The organism is Allobosea sp. LC85 (assembly GCF_000735605.1).
In the GTDB taxonomy this organism is placed as follows: domain Bacteria; phylum Pseudomonadota; class Alphaproteobacteria; order Rhizobiales; family Beijerinckiaceae; genus Allobosea.
Genome location: NZ_JPKG01000032.1, coordinates 24710 through 41724, shown reverse-complemented (window position 1 = coordinate 41724; position 17015 = coordinate 24710). Strand labels below are relative to the sequence as shown.

Sequence of the window (17015 nt, the reverse complement as noted above, 5' to 3'; positions counted from 1 at the left end):
ATGCTGGAGATCAAGGGCCTCACTGCCGAGATCGAGGGCGTGCAGGTGCTGCGCAAGGTCGATCTGTCCCTGGCCGAGGGCGCGACGGTCGCGCTGATCGGCCGCAATGGCGCGGGCAAGACCAGCCTGCTGCGCGCCATCATGGGTTTCATGAAGGTGACGGGAGGCGAGATCACCTTCGACGGCAGGCCGCTGCTTCAGGTCAGGCCGCATGAGCGCCCGCGCCTCGGCATCGGCTACGCCCCGGAGGACCGCCGCCTGTTCTCGACCTTCACCATCGAGGAGAATATCCGCCTGCCGGCCGAGGTGATGAAGGTGCGCGAGGCCGAGATCGCCAGGCGACTGGAGGCCGTCTACCAGGTGCTGCCGGAACTCGCCGATCTGCGCCACCGGCCGGCCGCCGGCCTTTCCGGCGGGCAGGGCAAGATGGCAGCGCTGGCGCGTGCGCTGATGGTCGGCACGCGCATCATTCTGCTGGATGAGCCGTTCCAGGGGCTCGCCCCCGTGCTCGCCAATCGCTATGCCGCTGCCTTGCGCGCCCTGCGCGACAGCCATCCCGACATCGCCTTGCTCATCACCGAATCCAATCCCAGCCTGCTCCGGACCTTCGCCGAGCGCAGCTATGCGATCGAGCGCGGCGAGGTGACCGGGATTGCCGGCGGCCTGGCGGCGAGTTCGCTGGAAGCCGCAGGCCTGCACTGACTTCGGAAGGAAGCCCTATGACTCAGCATTTCATCAATGGCCGCCATGTCGCCGGCCGGACAGGCGAAACCATGGCGGTGCTTGCGCCAGCGACCGGCGAGGAGTTCACCCGCATCGCCTGCGGCACCGCGGACGATATCGACGATGCGGTGAAGGCGGCGCAAGCCGCCTATGAGGGCGCCTGGGGCAAGTTGACGGCGGCCGAACGGGGCCGGCTGATCGCGAAGCTCGCGCTCAAGGTGCAGGACCATTTCGACGAGCTGGCCCGAATCGAGGCGCAGGACACCGGCAAGCCGATGGCGCAGGCCAGGGCCGATATCGAGGCGACGGCCCGCTATTTCGAGTTCTATGGCGGCGCGGCGGACAAGGTGCATGGCCATGTCATCCCCTTCATGAACGGCTACAGCGTCAGCGTCGTGCACGAGCCGCATGGCGTCACCGGCCATATCCTGCCCTGGAACTACCCGGCGCAGATGTTCGGCCGCTCGCTGACGGCGTCGCTCGCCATGGGCAATGCGGTGGTGCTCAAGCCCGCGGAGGAGGCCTGCCAGACGGCGCTCAGGCTGGCCGTGCTGGCCTCCGAGGTCGGCTTCCCCGATGGCGCGATCAACATCGTCACCGGGCGCGGCCATGAGGCGGGCGCGGCGCTCTCGGCCCATCCCGGCATCGGCTTCATGTCCTTCACCGGCTCGCCCGAGGTCGGCAAGATGGTGCAGAAGGCCTGCGCCGAGAACCTGATCGGCTGCACGCTGGAGCTCGGCGGCAAATCCCCGCAGATCGTCTTCGACGATGCCGATTTCGACGCCGCGGTCCCGATCGTCTGCAAGGCCATCGTGCAGAACACCGGGCAGACCTGCTCGGCCGGCAGCCGCGTGCTGGTCCAGAAGAACATCTACGACGCATTCGTCGGTGCCGTCGCCAGGCAGTTCTCCAAGCTGCGTGCCGGCACGCCGGAGATGGATCTCGATTGCGGGCCGGTGATCAACGCCAGGCAGCAGGGCCGGGTACAGAGCTTCATTGACCAGGCCCGCGAGCAGGGCATCCCGGTCCTCGCCGAGGGGCAGATCGCGCAGGGCGTGCCGAATGGCGGTTTCTACGTCACGCCGACACTGTTCGGCCCGGTGCCGCGGGGCAACCGCCTGGAGCAGGAGGAGGTCTTTGGGCCCGTGCTCTCGGCGTTCCCCTTCGAGGACGAGAGCGACGCCATCCGGCTTGCCAATGCCACGGCCTATGGTCTCGTCGCGGGCATCTGGACCGGCAATGGTGGGCGCCAGCAGCGCGTCGCCAAAAGCGTCCGGGCCGGACAGGTCTTCATTAACGGCTATGGCGCCGGCGGCGGCATCGAACTGCCCTTTGGCGGCACCGGCAAGAGCGGCCATGGCCGCGAGAAGGGCTTCATGGCGCTGGAAGAGTTCGCGGTGACCAAGACCATCGTCCACAAGCACGGCTGACTCTTTCACGGGGGGGAATCGCGCCCCTCCTTCTCCCCTTGCGGGAGAAGGTGGCCCGAAGGGCCGGATGAGGGGTCGCGCCGCCCTTGCCGGTTATCGCCCCCGCAAGCCTGAAACTTTCAACGTCGCGCGACCCCTCACCCCAACCCTCTCCCGCAAGGGGAGAGGGGGCAGGTCGCGCCGAATCCCGCCGAAAACCCTCTCCGATAGTTATAGGGAGGGGAATCGCGCCCCTCCTTCTCCCCTTGCGGGAGAAGGTGGCCCGAAGGGCCGGATGAGGGCGCGCGCCGCCCTTGCCGGTTATCGCCCCGCAAGCCTGAAACTTTCCAACGTCGCGCGACCCCTCACCCCAACCCTCTCCCGCAAGGGGAGAGGGGGCAGGTCGCGCCGAATCCCGCCTCGCGCTACTACGCAGGCGTTTCAACACCGCGGCCCGGTCAGTGCCGGCTCCGCCTCAAAGCGGCCGACACCTCGTCCCGCCCCCCCTCTCCTTACAGGAGAGGGTTTTTTTGCGCCTTTCCGCCACGCCGTCAGCCTCCGGTCAGGCGTGCTTGACGCGGGCCGGCCACTCCCGGGTGACGCCCGGCTGGACCGGGCGTTCCAGATAGGTCGACAGCACGACATAGCTGCGCGTCGCCTTCACGCCTGGCGTGTCGTAGAGTCGGGCGAGCAGGCCTTCCAGCGCATGCGTGCTCTCGGTTCGGACCTTCAACAGCATGCAGGTATCGCCCGCGACAGAGTGGATCTCCTCCACTTCCGGATGGGACTCGATCGCCATGAGCGCTGTGGTCTTGCCCCAGCCGGTGGTGTCGACATGGACGAAGGCGAGAAGCGTCTTGCCCGTGGCTTCCGGATCGATCAGCGCCGCGACCCGCCGGATCGCGCCGGAGCGGCGCAACCGCTTCACCCGCTCATGCGCCGCAGGCGGAGAGAGGCCGACGCGCTCGCCCAACTCCGCGTAGCTCGTGGTCGCGTCCTCGACGAGAACGCCTAACAGCTTTCGGTCCATGGCATCGAGATCGCGTTCGGAACCGCGCCCGCGCCGAACCCCATCTGTTTTTTCGTTCATTCGACGATCCTCAATTGAACCGGAATTTCATTCGGCCATTCTGTGGGAATGGCGAATGCAGATCAAATCACTTCCGCATCGAGCCGGATCCCGGCGGCAGCCTATGCGCTGTGCCTCTGTGTCGGTCTCATCGGCGCGAATTCGCTTGCGCTGGGGCCGATCGCGCCGCGCGTGGCGGCGAGCTTCGGCTGCGACGTGCCGGCGGTGATGTCGGCCTCGGCCGCCTTCGGCATCGGGACGGCGGCGAGCGCCTTGCTGCTCGCCGGGCTGATCGACCGGTTCGGGCCCGGCCGGGTGCTGCGTGCGGCCCTGTTGCTCCTCATTGCCGCGCTCGCGGCGAGCGCGGCGGCGCCGGCCCTGCCGGCCTTCATTGCCGCGCAGCTCCTGGCGGGCCTCGCCGCCGGCCTTGCGCTGCCCTCGATCTACACGCTGGCCGCTCTCGCTGCGCCTGCGGGCCGCGAGAGCGATACGCTGGGCGTCGTGCTCTTCGGCTGGACGCTCAGCATGGTCGCGGGCGTCTCCCTCTCGGCCGTGATCGCCGACATGTTCGGCTGGCGCATGGTCTATGGCGTCGTCGTCGTTGCCGGCCTCGCTGCGGCCGCCGGCAGCACGACGCTGACGGCGAGCGGCGCAACGCCGACGGGGAGGGCGCAATCGCCCCTGTCTGCGCTGCGCGTTCCGGGCATCGCGCTGCTGCTTTGCGCCTGCGCCGCCTTCATGGCCGCGTTCTACGGCGTCTATGCCTATGTCGGCGACCACCTGCACCGTGCGCTCGGCCTGCCGGTGAGCGCCGGCGGCCTGCTGGCGCTGTGCTACGGCCTCGGCTTCGGCGCGACGGCCTTCCTCGATCGCTGGATCGACCGCTTCGGTCCGGCCCGGCTGCTGCCGGCGTTCTTCATGGCGGTCTGCGGCATCTATCTGCTGATGGCCGCGGCTGCGGGCTCCTATGTCGCGCTGCTCGCCGTCGCCTTCGGCTGGGGGATGGCCAATCATGCGGCGCTGAACGTACTGATCGTCCGGCTGGCGGCACTCGATCCGGGTCGCCGCGGCGCGATCATGGGCCTCAATAGCGGCGTGACCTATCTGGCGCTCTTCGCCGGGACGACCGGCTTCGGACCGGTTTATGCCCGCTCGGGCTTCGCGGCGCTGGCCATTCTGGCGGCCGCCCTGACGCTGGCAGCGATCCTGGCCGCCGCGCTCGCGCCACGGGGGCGGGTGACGAGCTAACCTTCTGTATTTGCATCGCCCCGAAAACCGCAATCCACTTTTCGGGCCGATGCTTGAGCTCACGGTTTCGCCGGATCCACGCCGTCATTCCGGGGCAGGCCGCTGGCCTGAGCCCGGAACCCAGAAACGCAGGTCCGTGCGAAGAAACGCGCCGATCGCTCCGTACGGGCAACGCCGGTGCTTCTGGGTTCCGGGCTCTTCGCTGCGCGAAGCCCCGGAATGACGGTCGTGCCGTCTCGAGCCAGCATGCTCTGGCCGCCTATGGCTCACATCAGGATGACATGCCGGATCGTGCGCCCCTCGGCGAGCGCGTCAAAACCCTCGTTGATCTCGTCGAGCCCGCTCGTGCTGGTGAGCAGCTTGTCGACCGGCAGCTTGCCGCGCTGGTAGAGGTCGATGAAGCGCGGGATGTCGCGGCCGGGAATGCAGCTCCCGACATAGGACCCCTTCAAGGTCCGCTCCTCGCCGACGAGCTTGACCGGGGCGAGCGCAAGCGTGTGGGCCGGGTTGGCGAGGCCGGCCGTGGTCGTCGTGCCGCCGCGCTTTGTGATCTGGTAGGCGAGCTCGAGCGCCTTGACCGAACCGGCCATCTCCAGCCCATGGTCGACGCCGCCCCGGGTGGCTGCGCGGATCGCCTCGACGACGCCGGGATCGCCGGCATTGAAGGTGTCGGTCGCGCCAAGCTCGCGGGCGATCCTGAGCTTGTCCTCGGAGAGATCGACCGCGATCACCCGCGCGGCGCCGCAGGCGGCTGCGCCCAGCAGCGCACTCAGGCCGACGCCGCCAAGACCTACGACGGCAACGGTTTCGCCGGCGCGGACTTTTGCCGTGTTCACGGCGGCGCCGACCCCGGTCAGCACCGCGCAGCCGAACAGCGCCGCGATCTCGTGCGGGATATCGGCCTCGATCTTCACCAGCGAATAGCGCGAGATCACCGCATGCTCGGCAAAGGCCGAGACACCGACATGATGGTTCACGGCCTTGCCATGGGCCGAGAGCCTGCGCCCGCCGCCGAGCAGCTCTCCGGCGCCATTGGCCGCGTTGCCGGGTTCGCAGAGCGCTGGGCGGCCCTCGCTGCAGGGCGCGCAGTGGCCGCAGGAGGGCACGAAGACCATGATGACGCGGTCGCCCGCCTTCAGGTCCTGCACGCCGGGGCCGGGCTCGACGACCTCGCCGGCCGCCTCGTGGCCGAGTACCATCGGTACCGGGCGGGGTCGGTTGCCGTCGATCACCGAGAGGTCGGAATGGCAGAGCCCGGCGGCCCGCACGCGGACCAGGACCTCGCCCGGACCGGGCGGAGCGAGCTCGACCTCCTCGATCGCAAGCGGCCTGGATTGCGCATAGGGCGCAGCGACGGGGCTGGCATTCAGGACAGCGGCGCGGATCTTCACGGGCGTTTCCTCGGGTGGGCTGAGTTCTATGACCGGTGTGAAGGTCGGGCCCCGTTCCACTCCTGTCAAAGAGGAAATCGCGATCAGCCGTATAAGTCCGGACGATCACTGTCCTCGCCCAGCGTCGCCGTCCAGGTCTCGTCGGCCACCAGCCCGCGCAGGATCTCCCAGGAGAGCTGGCCGATGGCGCGCGCCGCAGCCGGCATCGGGCGCTCCGTCGAGTAGGCGAGATAGACCTTGCGGTGGAGCGCCGGCCTGTCGATCCGCCAGGTCTGGAAGATGCCGGCCCTGGCCTGCGCGCTGACGGCCATGCGGGGCAGGATGCCGTAGCCCAGCCCGCGCTCCGCCAGCCGCTTGATCTGGGAGTAGGATTCGATCTCGATCGCCGGGGTGATCGCGGCGTGGACACCAAGGGCGGCCTCGTCGATCTGGTCGCGCAAGCCGTGCCCCTGGCCGGGCAGAATGAGATCGAGCCCGGCCGCCTCGGTCAGGCTGACGGTGCCGCCGGCCGGTGCCGTGACAGCCTTCAGTGACGGCGCTCCGAACAGGCAGAGCTCCTCGGTCAGGACATGGTGGATGCCGAGGCCCTTGGGATCGGAGGTCGAGTAGATCACCGCGAGGTCGACCTCGCCACGGCGCAGCCAGTCGAGCACGAAGCCGCTCATCGCCTCGGCGATACGGATGCGCACGGCCGGGTAGCGCTCCCGCGCCGCCTCGATGAGCGGCACGCTGAACTGTTCGCTGACGGTGCCTGGCAGGCCGATGCGGACCTCGCCGCCCGGCGCGGCGGAGGCGCCGCGCACGCTGTCGCGCAGCTCCGCGAACTCGGCGAGGATGGAGCGGGCCCGCGCGAGCAGGCGCTCGCCGGCTTCGGTCGGAATGACGCCGCGCGTGCCGCGATGCAGGAGCGGTACGCCGAGCTCGTCCTCCATATGGCGCAGATGCTGGCTGAGCGCCGGCTGGGCGACGCGCAGCTTGGTCGCAGCCTTCGAGAACGAGCCCTGTTCGACGATCGCGGTGAAATAGCGGAGTTGGCGCAGATCCATCGCGGCTTCATCTCTCCCGGTGGCCCATGAATAATCGTCGTATGCATGAATAATCGCCGCATGGTGGTAGCGTCCGCGGCGCGCGAAGGCCAGAGACCGTCGGCGGAGCGATGCAACGACCGAGCGGCACCGCACCGCGGGACACGGGCGAAACGCCATGAAATCAGCGCCTTGTCGCACACTCCTGAATCACTCTCGCCTGAGGCCGCCCAAGCTTTCGGTTATGCGCGCCAGAGCGAAGCCTTATTGGCCGTCACGCAGCGGCACGTGCATCCTCGAGACGTGGCGTGGGACAGGAGGCCTTCTTCAGAAAGCGCCTCATCGGGAACGCCCAGCAGCAACCGGCGCCAGACGCCGGATGGTCACGTTCAGGAGGAATGCCATGTCCAGGGATCTGATCTTGCCGAACCTTGCCAGCCGCCGCGGTTTCCTCGGTGGCGCTGCTGCGCTCGCCGCGGGGGCGACACTGCCGATCGGCGCAACGTCCTTCGCCAAGGCGCCGCTGTCCAACAATCAGGCGCCCTATTTCTACCGCTTCATGCTTGGCCCGTCCGAGGTGACGGTCATCTCCGACGGGCCGCTGCCGCTCGGGGACCCCGGCACCAACTTCGTCGGCGTGGCCAAGGACGAAGTCTACAGGATGCTGGAGACGAACTTCCTGCCGAAGGACAATGTCGTCCTCGAGCAGAACGTCCCCGTGGTGAATTTCGGTGACCGGCTGGTGATGTTCGACACCGGAATGGGCTTCTCGAAGGCCTTTGGTCCGACGACCGGGCGCCTGCAGAAGAGCCTGCAGGAAGCCGGCATCAAGCCTGCGGATATCGACGCCATCGTCTGCAGCCATGCCCATATCGACCATATCGGCGGCATCTGCACGGCCGACGGCAAGGCCAATTTCCCCAATGCGCAGATTTATATCAGCCAGACGGATTTCGATTTCTGGACGGATGAGAGCAAGCTCGGCTCGCCGCTCAAGGTCTTCGTCGAACATGCGCGCGCCAATCTTCTGCCGGTGCGCGACCGCATCGTCTTCTTCAGGGATGGGCAGGAGTTCCTGCCGGGCATCCAGGCCATCGCGGCGCCGGGTCACACCGTCGGCCACCACATCTTCATGGTGTCCTCGGGCGGAAAGAGCTTCGCATTCCTCGGCGACCTGACCCACCACGCGGTGCTGCTGCTCGAGAAGCCGCTGATGGAATTCGCCTATGACAGCGACCCCAAGCAGGCTGCGCAGTCGCGCGTGAAGCTGCTCGGCATGCTGGCAGCCAACAAGACGCCGGTGATGTCCTACCACTTTGCCTGGCCAGGTTTCGGTAATCTGGCCAAGATAGGCGATGGCTACCGTTATTTTGCCGCACCTATGGACATGCTGCGTGGGTGAGTGAGCTGCGCTGCGGTGCTCCTCCCCGCTGCGGCGCCTCACCGGGGCCGGGGTCTGCACGAACGCTTCGGCCTTCGCGCAGGCTCCGGCCTTCTCCTGCGGCCGGGGGGCTTCAGTCCCGCAGGGGGCGGGGCACCGTCACCGGGCGTGCCTCGCGTGCCTGGGCGGCCAGGCGCATCGGCGCATTGACCGCTCCGAAGCCGGAATAGCCACCGCGGCGCTCGACGATCTCGAAGAAGAAGCGCTGGGCGAAGACATGGCTGTAGACCTGCAGGAACTCGGCCTCGCCGTCGCGGTCGTAGAGGATGTGGTGCTCGCGCAGCCGGTCGATGAAGCCGGGCTCCAGCCCGTGCCGGGCCTCCAAGTCGTTGTAATAGTTCTCGGGAATGTCGAGGAAGGACAGTCCTGCGGCGCGCATCGCCGTGACGGCGGCGAAGATGTCGGGCGCGCTGAAGGCGATATGCTGCACGCCAGAGCCGAAATGCTCGGAGACGAAGCGTGAGGAGAGCGTCCGCGTTGATTGCGAGCCGTTGAGCACGAAGCGGACGGCACCGTCGCCGCTGATGATCGGCCGGCTCGCGACCAGTCCGGCGGGATCGGCGACGTCGATCTGCTGGATGCGTTCCAGTTCGAACAGCGAGGTATAGAACAGCAGCCAGGACAGCATCTCCTCGTAGTCCATCGACTGCGAGATATGGTCGACGCTGTCCAGGAGGGCGGGCGAGGGCGCGCGCTCATCTGTGGCCGCGATGAACTCCTTCTCCCAGACATGGCCGAGCTCGCCCTTGGGCTCGGTGAAGTAGATCAGCGCGCCGCCGACCCCGCGGATCGCGGGAATATGCATCTCGCCTGGTGCGACCGGCTGCTCGAAGGCCGCGATCCTGAGCTGCCTCGCCCGCGCCATGGCCTGCGCCACATCCGCCACCCGCAGCCCGATCGCGCAGACGCCAGGACCGTGCATGATCGCATGCGACTGGGCAAAGCCGTCCTTCTCGGTGTTGAGCACGAGATTGATGCCGCCCTGGCTCCAGCGCGTCACCGCCTTGCTGACATGGTGCCCGGTCTGCCGGAAACCGAGCGCGGTGAAGAGTTCCGCCAGGCCGTGGGCCGTCTCCTCGTCGAGCGCGAATTCGATGAACTCGACGCCGCGGCACGGTGCGCGCGGTGGCAGCTCCGGCGCGACCTGGTCGGCGAGCTGGATCAGCGAGCGGACGCCGTCGGTCGCAAGCCGCCGGGCCGAGCCCGCGCGAAACTGATCGTTGAAGACCTCGAGCGAGAGCGGCCCGGAATAGCCCGTCGCCTCGACGGCCCTGACGAAATCCACGACCGGCAGGTCGCCCTGGCCGGGGAAGCAGCGGAAATGCCGGCTCCAGCTCAGCACGTCCATGTCCAGGGCGGGCGCGTCCGCAAGTTGGACCAGGAAGATGCGGTCTCCGGGGATCGTCGTGATCGGCCCCAGGGGCGAGCGCCGCGCAAGCGTGTGGAACGAGTCGAGGATGAGGCCGATGCGCGGATGGTCGGCCCGGCGCACGATCTCCCAGGCGTCGCGGTAGTCGTTGATATGCCGGCCCCAGGCCAGCGCCTCGAACCCGACCTTGACGCCATGCTTCTCGGCCAACGCGCCGAGCTCGCGCAGATCGGCTGCCGCACGGTCGATGCCGCCCTCCGCCTGCGGCGAGACATTGGAGCAGATCAGCATCAGCTCGGCGCCGAGCTCGTTCATGATCGCGAACTTGCGCTCGGCCCGTGCGAAGGCGCGGGTGCGGAGCGGCTCCGGCATGCCCTCGAAATCGCGGAAGGGCTGGAAGGCGGCAATGCCCAGGCCGAGATCGGCGATCATCCGGCCGACATCGCGCGGGCTGCCGTCGAAGGTCAGGAAGTCGTTCTCGAAGACCTCGACCGCGTCGAACCCGGCGCCGGCAATGGCTTGCAGCTTCTCGGCGAGATCGCCGCTGAGCGAGACGGTGGCGATCGAGGTCGGGTTCATGCTGCATCTGTCCCGGACAGGACCCGCAGCGGCGCGGGCTTGATGGTTGCGCCGGTCCTGGCCGCTTCCGCGACGGCCTCGACGACCGCCAACGTGCGGGCGGCATCGGCTGCGCCGGTCAGCGGCTCTTCGCTGCCGCCTATGACGGCGCAGAAATGCCGGAGTTGCTCGGCCAGGGGCTCGACAGGCTCGACGCCACGGCTTTCATGCTGGAGCGGCTCCCACCAGCCGGCCTTGTCGCGGTAATGCCAGAAATCGAGCTTCGGCAGCGCCAGCGAGCCCTCGTCTCCGGCGATCAGGTAACAATGGCCCTCGCGCTGCGGATAGGCCTTGTTCTCGCCGGAGCTGAGCTCCCAGCTCCAGGGCGAGGGCGTCACGTCCGAGACGGTCGCGGTCCCGAGCGCACCATTCTCGAAGCGGAAGATCAGGGCGGCGGTGTCCTCGACGGCAAAGCCGCGTGTCGCGTTGGAGGTGATGGCCTGCACGCTGTCGATCTCGCCGCAGATGAAGCGGAGATTGTCGATGTCGTGGATCAGGTTGATCAGCACGGGGCCGCCGCCCGGCTCGCGCCGCCAGGCGACGTCGAAATAGTCGTCCGGTTTCTTGATGAGGAACAGCGCATTGACGGCGACCAGCCGGCCGATGCCGCCCTCTCTGACGATCCTGCGCGCCGCCTTCACGATCGGGTTGTGGCGGCGGTGATGACCGGCAAGCACGGCGACGCCCGTGCGGGCCTGTGCATCGACAAGCCTTTGTGCCGCAGCGACGCTCTCGGCCAGCGGCTTTTCGACCAGCACCGGCACGCCGGCCTCGAGGCAGTCGATCGCACCCGGGACATGCAGCGCATTCGGCGTCGCGATGATGGCGCCGTCGGGCTTCATGGCAGCCAGCATCTCGTGCTGCGACGGGAACCAGCGCACGCTCCGCTCGGCCGCGATCGCCTTCGCTGCCTCGGTCGGGTCGCAGATGGCGGCCAGCGCGCAATCCGCCGAGGCCTCGATGCGCAGGAGATGCGCGCGGCCGATCAGGCCGGCGCCGACGAGCGCGATCTGGAGAGGTTTGCTCATGCGGCCTCCGTCATTACGCCGCCGAGGAAGAGCTGGCCGACGCGCGGGTCGGCGAGGATCTCGGCGGCCGGTCCCTGCATCCTGGTCTGGCCGAGTTCCAGCACAAGCCCTTCATCGGAGATCTCCAGCGCCGAGCGGGCGTTCTGCTCGACCATCAGGATGGTGACGCCGCGCGCGCGCAGGTCCTGCAGGATGCCGAAGGTCTCCTGCACCATCATCGGCGAAAGCCCGATCGAGGGCTCGTCGATCAGCACGAGCTTGGGGTCGAGCAGCAGTCCGCGCACGATCTCGAGCTGCTTCTGCTCGCCGCCCGAGAGGGTGGACGCCTGCTGGTCGGCCTTGCGGCGCAGCGCCGGAAAGCGATCGAGCGCGGCTTCGAGCCGCTTCGGCATATCGGTGATGTCCGAGCCTGCCGCGACAGCGCCGAGCTCGATATTATGCCGCACCGAGAGCTCGGGGAAGATGTTGCGCCCCTGCGGTACATAGCAGATGCCGGCCTCCAGCAGCTTGCGCTGGTTCCAGTGGGTGATCTCGGCGCCGTCCAGCCGGATATGGCCCTCGCGAACCTTGAGCAGGCCGAAGATCGCCTTGAACACGGTCGACTTGCCGGCGCCATTGGGGCCGATCACCGTGGTGATGGCGGCGCGCCGGACCTTGAAGGTCGTGCCGTTCAGGATGGTCATGGCGCCATAGCCGCCGACCACGCCGTCGAGTTCGAGGATATGGGCGTCCATTCCAGTCGCTCCTCAATGGCCGAGATAGGCTTCGATGACCTGCGGATCGGCCCTGACTTCGGCCGGCGTTCCCTCGGCCAGGACCTTGCCTTCCGCCAGCACGAGCACGCGGGTGCAGAGCGACATGACGAAATCCATGTTGTGCTCGATCACCACGAAGGTCGCGCCCTGCTCGGCATTGATGGCGCGCAGGCGCTCCTTCAGGTCGCCGAGCATGGTCAGGTTGACGCCGCCCGCCGGCTCGTCGAGCAGCACGAGGCGGGGCCCCGCCATGAAGGCCATCGCGGCATCGAGCAGCTTCTGCTGGCCGTAGGAGAGCCCGCCCGCCTTGGCGTCGACGAGATGGCCGAGCTTGAAGAAACCGATCATCCGATCGGCCTTCTCGGTCAGCCCGGCATCGCGCCGCCCGAAGAAGCGCGAGAGCATCGTGCCTTCATGTTCCTGGCCGGCGAGGATCAGGTTCTCGCGCACCGAGAGCTCGGGAAAGACCTGGAGGAGCTGGAAGGTGCGGCTGACGCCGAGGCGGTTGAGGTCGGAGGGGCGCATCCGCGTGACCTCCTTGCCGTCGAGCTTCACCGTGCCCTCGGTCGGGTCGAGCTGGCCCAGGATGCAGTTGAACAGGGTCGACTTGCCGCAGCCATTCGGCCCGATGATGCCGAGGATCTCGCCTTCCCCAACCGAGAAGGAGACGCCGTTCACCGCCTTGATGCCGCCGAAGGCCTTGTGGATGTTCGAGACTTCGAGCACCGGGCTCATGAGCGGCCTCCCGTGTTGGCAACCTTGGCCTCGCCAGCCTTGTCTTTGCCGGTGAGCCTCGCCCAGCCGCGCTCGAGAAGGCCGCTGACGCCCTGCGGGCAGGCGATCAGCAGCAGCATGACGATGGTCGCGAAGATGATCAGGTAGAGCGATCCGACGACGCGCAGCCATTCCGGCAGCACCACGCCGAGCAGCGCGCCGATGAACGGGCCGAGCAGGTAGCCGGCGCCGCCTGCGACCACCATCAGCAGCAGGAAGAAGCTCTGCGACAGCGAGAAGGGCGAGGGATCGATGAACTCGACCAGCGGAGCGTAGAGCGCGCCTGCAAAGCCGGCATAGGCCGAGCCGATGGCGAAGGCGAGCAGCGTGTACATGCGCGTGTCGATGCCGAGGCTGGCGGCCCGGATCGGGTTCTCGCGCAGCGCCGTGAAGGCGCGGCCCCAGGGCGAGCGGATCATCCACCATAGGGCGATCGCCAGGATCAAGGTGACGATGACGACGAAACGATGGAAGGCGAGCGCGCCGTCGAGCTTCAATCCGAAGAGGCTCGGGCGCGGGATGTTCGAGAGGCCGAAGACGCCGCCGGTCAGCCATTGCTCGTTGCGCAGGATCAGCCAGACCAGCGTCGAGAAGGCGAGCGTGACGAAGGCGAGGTAATGCGCCTTGACCCGCAGTGCCGGGAATCCGAGCACCAGCCCGACCGCGAAGGTCAGCAGGCCGGAGATCGCGAAGGAGGCGTACCAGTTCGGCCCGACCTTGGTGGTCAGCAGCGCGGTCGCATAGGCGCCGAGCCCCATGAAGGCGGCCTGTGCCAGCGACTTCAGGCCGGCATAGCCGAGTGTCAGGTTCAGGCCCATCACGGCGATGCTCATCACCAGCCAGAGCGAGAGCACATAGGTGCCGTAGCGGCCCATGCCGGCGGGCGCGAACCAGAGGATGACGGCGCCGAGCATCAGCGTGACCAGGGTGCCGTCGGCGAAGGCGGCAAAGGACGGCACTCTTGAGAGGCGGCCGCGCTGCTGCGGCAGGCTTCCCTCGGTCGCGGGCGCGGTCATACACGGCGCTCCTCTTTACGGCCCATCAGGCCTTCCGGCTTGAGCAGGATGATGACGACGAGCAGGACGAGCGGCACGGCCAGGCGATAGGAGGTCGAGATATAGGCCGCCGCCATGCTGTCGACGATGCCGACCACGAGCCCGCCGACCAGCGCGCCACGCACCTGGTTGAAGCCGCCGACGATGGCGGCGATGAAGGCGAAGAGGCCGATGACTTCGCCATTCGAGAATTTCGCCAGATAGATCGGCGAGATCAGCACCGAGGCGACGACGGCGAGCACAGCGTTGATCACGAAGGTCAGCAGCACCATGCGCTCGACCGGGATGCCGAGAATGCGCGCGACCGTCGGGTTCTGGGCCGTGGCCTGCATCTGCCGGCCAAGCCGCGTGCCGCCGACGAACCATTGCAGCAGGCCGATCACCGCGAAGGCGACGACGATGATGGCGATATGCTGCAGCGAGATCGAGGCGCCGAAGACCGAAATCGTCTGGGTCGGCACAAAGGAAGGGAAGTTCTGCGCCTCTGCCGAGAAGCCGTCCTTGGCGCCTTCCTTCATGATGATCGAGAGCGCCATGGTGGCGATCGCGAGCGGCAACACGCCGTGCCGGATCATTGGATCGACCACCGCGATCTTGAAGCCGACGCCGAAGATCAGGATGAAGGCGGCGATGCCGATCAGCGCTCCCAGCCAGATCGGCGCGCCGAACAGCTTGATGGCGAGCAGCACCAGCACCGCCGGCAGCATGACGAACTCGCCCTGGGCGAAATTGATCGTCTGCGAGGTCTGCCAGACAAGCGTGAAGCCGATCGCGGCCAGCGCGTAGATCGCGCCCGTGGCGATGCCGGCGATGAGATAGGCGATGAATTCAGCCATGGCGGGTTCTCGCGTTTGCTTGGCATGGCGGGTTTGACTCGGCCACCTCTGGCCGAAGCGGTCTTCCCCCGCGCCTGTCGTCATTGCGAGGAGCGTAGCGACGAAGCAATCCAGCGGTCGTAGCGCGGAAAGGCTGGATTGCTTCGCTGCGCTCGCAATGACGGGAGCGCGGCGCCTTACGGCTTGATCTTGGGCAGGGTCGCGTTGATCACCTGCTTGCCGTTGATCACCTCGGCGAGGAAGCTCTCGCGGTCGAGGTCGCCATTGCTCTCGATGGTGGTCTCCATCAGGATTCCAGGCTCGTCCGAAGGCTTGATCGTCGCGCCGCGCAGCGTATCGGCCACGCCCTTCTTGTCGAATTTCTTCTGCTTCTCGGTCGCCCACTTGATCATGTGGACGGCCATGTAGCCCTTCAGGCCGTTATGGTCCGAGGCATAGTTGTACTTGGCCTGGAACTTCTTGCCGAATTCCTGGAAGGCCGGGATCGGCGCGTCGATCGAGAGGCCGACATGGCCCTTGACGCCATTGGCGGCCTCGCCCGCGAGCTCGATCACCTTGGCGCCGAGCAGCGTCGTCTCGCCGACCATCGGTTTGCTGATGCCCTGCTGCTTGGCGGCGCGCAGGAAGCGGGCGCTCTCTTCCTCGTTGAGGTAGACGAAGATGGCGTCGGCATTCGAGTTCTTGATCTTGATGGCGTCGGCCGCGAAATCGGCCTGGCCCTGTTCGGTCGCGACATCGGCCACCACCTTGATGCCGGCTTTCTCGAGCTCGGGCAGGATGGCGTCGCGCCCGCCCTTGCCGAAGTCGTTATTGACCCAGACGACGGCGACCGAGCCCGCCTTGACCGTGTTCTTCAGATAGTTCGCGATCTTCGGCATCGCCGCCGCCTGGCTGAGCGAGGTGCGGAACAAATACGGGTTGCCCTGCTTGGTCAGGCCGGCGGCCTCGCCACCGACGAGCTGGGCGATTTCCGCGCGCTGGGCGATCTGCATCGAGGCGCCGATCGGGCCGGAGAAGACCGGGCCGAGCACGGCATAGGTGCCTTCGTCGATGGCGCGCTGCACCGCCGCGCGGGTGTTCCCCGGGTTGGTCTGCGTGTCGTAATGGACGATCTCGATCTGCTTGCCGAGGATGCCGCCCTTGGCATTGATGTCGGCGACGGCGAGGTCGATGCCGTTCTTCCAGTTGGTGCCGGCGGTTGCGCCCGCGCCCGAGAGTTCGACGACGTCGACAAGCTTGAGCTTGTCCTGCGCCGGCGCCGGCGTCGCGAGCCCTGCGCTGAGCGCCGCGGCCATGATCCATGTGGACTTCATGATGTCTCCTCCAGTTGTCCGGTTTCTTGTCTCCGCCCGGTCTCGCCGGGGCGTCGCTCAGGCGGCGCGATCGATCGTCGCGTGCGCCGCCATGATCCTGTCGAAGGCCTCAGCCATCGCGTTGTCCGATGGCTCCGCGCCGGTGAACAGCCGAAAGGCGTCCAGAGCCTGATGAATCGCCAGTTCGCGCCCGGTCATGACCGTCGCGCCAGCGGCTTGCGCCGCCTTCAGCAGAGGCGTCATGAGCGGATGATAGACTGCGTCCGCGACCCATTGGCCCGGCTGGATCAGGGCCGCGGGCACGGGCGTGCCCCGGTCGGGCAACATGCCGACCGGCGTGCCGTTGACGATGCCGGCGGCGCCGGCAACCGCTGCCTCGGCACTGCCGGCGATCTCGACCTCCGCCCGGGCACCGAGCAGCCCGGCCAGCGTCGCGGCCTTGGCGCGGTCGAGATCGAACAGACGCAGCCGGGCGACGCCGGAGGCGGCCAGCGCGAAGGCGATCGCCTTTCCGACACCGCCTGCGCCGAGGATCGCCACCGGCCGATGACCATCATGCCGCTTCAGGCCGCGATAGGCCGTGGCAAAGCCGCTCGCATCGGTGTTGTAGCCGATGAGCCGGCCATCCCGAACCACGACGGTATTGACCGCGCCAAGCGCCTCGGCGTCCGGCGACAACCCATCGAGCAGGCCGGTCACGGCCTCCTTGTAGGGGAAGGTGACGTTGATGCCGGAGAAACCCAGTCGCCTGACCCCGTCCAGCATGGCAGCGAGATCGTCGCGGCCTGCGGCGGCGACCTCGATGAGGTGGTAATGCGCTTCGAGCCCGGCTGCCCGCGCGGCCGCCTCGTGCATCGCAGGCGACGCCGAATGCGCGATCGGCGAGCCGAGAAGCCCGAGCAGCACACGCCTGGTCTTGTTGGCGACGGCGATTGCCGGCATGTCCCGATCCCTCTTGGCT

Annotated in this window: 15 protein-coding genes; 4 read left to right on the top strand and 11 right to left on the bottom strand. The window is 67.6% G+C overall.

Annotation, left to right across the window (positions count from 1 at the left end; translation table 11 throughout):
• Together FG93_RS15805 and FG93_RS15800 are read left to right on the top strand one after the other, a co-directional pair.
• A complete protein-coding gene (locus FG93_RS15805) occupies window positions 1–702 on the top strand; it encodes an ABC transporter ATP-binding protein (RefSeq protein ID WP_043235991.1) in 702 nt (233 codons plus the stop codon).
• A 17-nt stretch (window positions 703–719) separates the two neighbouring features.
• A complete protein-coding gene (locus FG93_RS15800) occupies window positions 720–2153 on the top strand; it encodes an aldehyde dehydrogenase family protein (protein WP_043235990.1) in 1434 nt (477 codons plus the stop codon).
• Window positions 2154–2694: 541 nt separating this feature from the next.
• Here the strand turns inward: FG93_RS15800 and FG93_RS15795 are convergent.
• Window positions 2695–3222 carry an Lrp/AsnC family transcriptional regulator gene (locus FG93_RS15795; RefSeq protein ID WP_043235988.1) on the bottom strand — a complete coding sequence of 176 codons (528 nt, stop codon included), beginning with the start codon at window positions 3220–3222 and terminating at the stop codon, window positions 2695–2697.
• Between the two features lie 48 nt (window positions 3223–3270).
• On the opposite strand from FG93_RS15795, the gene FG93_RS15790 reads away from it, so the two are divergent.
• On the top strand, window positions 3271–4449 hold the full coding sequence (locus FG93_RS15790; RefSeq protein ID WP_043235986.1) for an MFS transporter: 1179 nt from the start codon (window positions 3271–3273) through the stop codon (window positions 4447–4449).
• 266 nt (window positions 4450–4715) lie between these two features.
• Here the strand turns inward: FG93_RS15790 and FG93_RS15785 are convergent, their stop codons facing one another.
• Complete coding sequence (locus FG93_RS15785; RefSeq protein ID WP_043236108.1) at window positions 4716–5840, bottom strand: zinc-dependent alcohol dehydrogenase family protein; 1125 nt, start codon at window positions 5838–5840, stop codon at window positions 4716–4718.
• 83 nt (window positions 5841–5923) lie between these two features.
• Window positions 5924–6886, bottom strand: coding sequence for a LysR family transcriptional regulator (locus tag FG93_RS15780; RefSeq protein WP_043235984.1), 963 nt, complete (start codon window positions 6884–6886; stop codon window positions 5924–5926).
• Window positions 6887–7268: 382 nt separating this feature from the next.
• Here FG93_RS15780 and FG93_RS15775 point away from each other — a divergent pair, with 382 nt between their 5' ends.
• Window positions 7269–8267, top strand: coding sequence for an MBL fold metallo-hydrolase (locus FG93_RS15775; protein ID WP_043235983.1), 999 nt, complete (start codon window positions 7269–7271; stop codon window positions 8265–8267).
• A 112-nt stretch (window positions 8268–8379) separates the two neighbouring features.
• Here FG93_RS15775 and FG93_RS15770 read toward each other — a convergent pair whose 3' ends face one another.
• From FG93_RS15770 to FG93_RS15735, 8 genes are all read right to left on the bottom strand, one after another.
• Window positions 8380–10254, bottom strand: a complete 1875-nt coding sequence (locus FG93_RS15770; RefSeq protein WP_043235981.1) for a bifunctional sugar phosphate isomerase/epimerase/4-hydroxyphenylpyruvate dioxygenase family protein — start codon at window positions 10252–10254, stop codon at window positions 8380–8382.
• A complete protein-coding gene (locus tag FG93_RS15765; protein WP_043235978.1) occupies window positions 10251–11321 on the bottom strand; it encodes a Gfo/Idh/MocA family protein in 1071 nt (356 codons plus the stop codon). The genes FG93_RS15770 and FG93_RS15765 overlap by 4 nt, the downstream gene beginning before the upstream one ends.
• Complete coding sequence (locus tag FG93_RS15760) at window positions 11318–12055, bottom strand: ABC transporter ATP-binding protein (RefSeq protein WP_043235975.1); 738 nt, start codon at window positions 12053–12055, stop codon at window positions 11318–11320. The genes FG93_RS15765 and FG93_RS15760 overlap by 4 nt, the downstream gene beginning before the upstream one ends.
• Window positions 12056–12067: 12 nt before the next feature.
• Window positions 12068–12811, bottom strand: coding sequence for an ABC transporter ATP-binding protein (locus FG93_RS15755; RefSeq protein WP_043235974.1), 744 nt, complete (start codon window positions 12809–12811; stop codon window positions 12068–12070).
• Window positions 12808–13866: a branched-chain amino acid ABC transporter permease gene (locus tag FG93_RS15750; protein ID WP_244448629.1), complete on the bottom strand. Its 1059-nt coding sequence runs from the start codon at window positions 13864–13866 to the stop codon at window positions 12808–12810. The genes FG93_RS15755 and FG93_RS15750 overlap by 4 nt, the downstream gene beginning before the upstream one ends.
• The gene (locus FG93_RS15745; RefSeq protein ID WP_043235973.1) at window positions 13863–14741 is read right to left on the bottom strand and encodes a branched-chain amino acid ABC transporter permease; all 879 of its coding nucleotides are present in this window, start codon (window positions 14739–14741) and stop codon (window positions 13863–13865) included. The genes FG93_RS15750 and FG93_RS15745 overlap by 4 nt, the downstream gene beginning before the upstream one ends.
• Window positions 14742–14917: 176 nt before the next feature.
• A complete protein-coding gene (locus tag FG93_RS15740) occupies window positions 14918–16054 on the bottom strand; it encodes an ABC transporter substrate-binding protein (protein WP_043235971.1) in 1137 nt (378 codons plus the stop codon).
• Between the two features lie 57 nt (window positions 16055–16111).
• Window positions 16112–16996 carry a shikimate dehydrogenase gene (locus FG93_RS15735; RefSeq protein WP_043235970.1) on the bottom strand — a complete coding sequence of 295 codons (885 nt, stop codon included), beginning with the start codon at window positions 16994–16996 and terminating at the stop codon, window positions 16112–16114.
• Window positions 16997–17015: the final 19 nt, after the last annotated feature.

Excerpts from the sequence above, each read along its gene's own strand:
- FG93_RS15735 (WP_043235970.1), bottom strand. The coding sequence starts at position 16,996 with ATGCCGGCAATCGCCGTCGCCAACAAGACCAGGCGTGTGCTGCTCGGG.
- FG93_RS15765 (WP_043235978.1), bottom strand. The coding sequence starts at position 11,321 with ATGAGCAAACCTCTCCAGATCGCGCTCGTCGGCGCCGGCCTGATCGGC.
- FG93_RS15745 (WP_043235973.1), bottom strand. The coding sequence starts at position 14,741 with ATGGCTGAATTCATCGCCTATCTCATCGCCGGCATCGCCACGGGCGCG.
- FG93_RS15790 (WP_043235986.1), top strand. The coding sequence starts at position 3,271 with ATGGCGAATGCAGATCAAATCACTTCCGCATCGAGCCGGATCCCGGCG.
- FG93_RS15775 (WP_043235983.1), top strand. The coding sequence starts at position 7,269 with ATGTCCAGGGATCTGATCTTGCCGAACCTTGCCAGCCGCCGCGGTTTC.
- FG93_RS15770 (WP_043235981.1), bottom strand. The coding sequence starts at position 10,254 with ATGAACCCGACCTCGATCGCCACCGTCTCGCTCAGCGGCGATCTCGCC.
- FG93_RS15805 (WP_043235991.1), top strand. The coding sequence starts at position 1 with ATGCTGGAGATCAAGGGCCTCACTGCCGAGATCGAGGGCGTGCAGGTG.
- FG93_RS15800 (WP_043235990.1), top strand. The coding sequence starts at position 720 with ATGACTCAGCATTTCATCAATGGCCGCCATGTCGCCGGCCGGACAGGC.
- FG93_RS15740 (WP_043235971.1), bottom strand. The coding sequence starts at position 16,054 with ATGAAGTCCACATGGATCATGGCCGCGGCGCTCAGCGCAGGGCTCGCG.
- FG93_RS15795 (WP_043235988.1), bottom strand. The coding sequence starts at position 3,222 with ATGAACGAAAAAACAGATGGGGTTCGGCGCGGGCGCGGTTCCGAACGC.
- FG93_RS15755 (WP_043235974.1), bottom strand. The coding sequence starts at position 12,811 with ATGAGCCCGGTGCTCGAAGTCTCGAACATCCACAAGGCCTTCGGCGGC.
- FG93_RS15760 (WP_043235975.1), bottom strand. The coding sequence starts at position 12,055 with ATGGACGCCCATATCCTCGAACTCGACGGCGTGGTCGGCGGCTATGGC.
- FG93_RS15750 (WP_244448629.1), bottom strand. The coding sequence starts at position 13,866 with ATGACCGCGCCCGCGACCGAGGGAAGCCTGCCGCAGCAGCGCGGCCGC.
- FG93_RS15780 (WP_043235984.1), bottom strand. The coding sequence starts at position 6,886 with ATGGATCTGCGCCAACTCCGCTATTTCACCGCGATCGTCGAACAGGGC.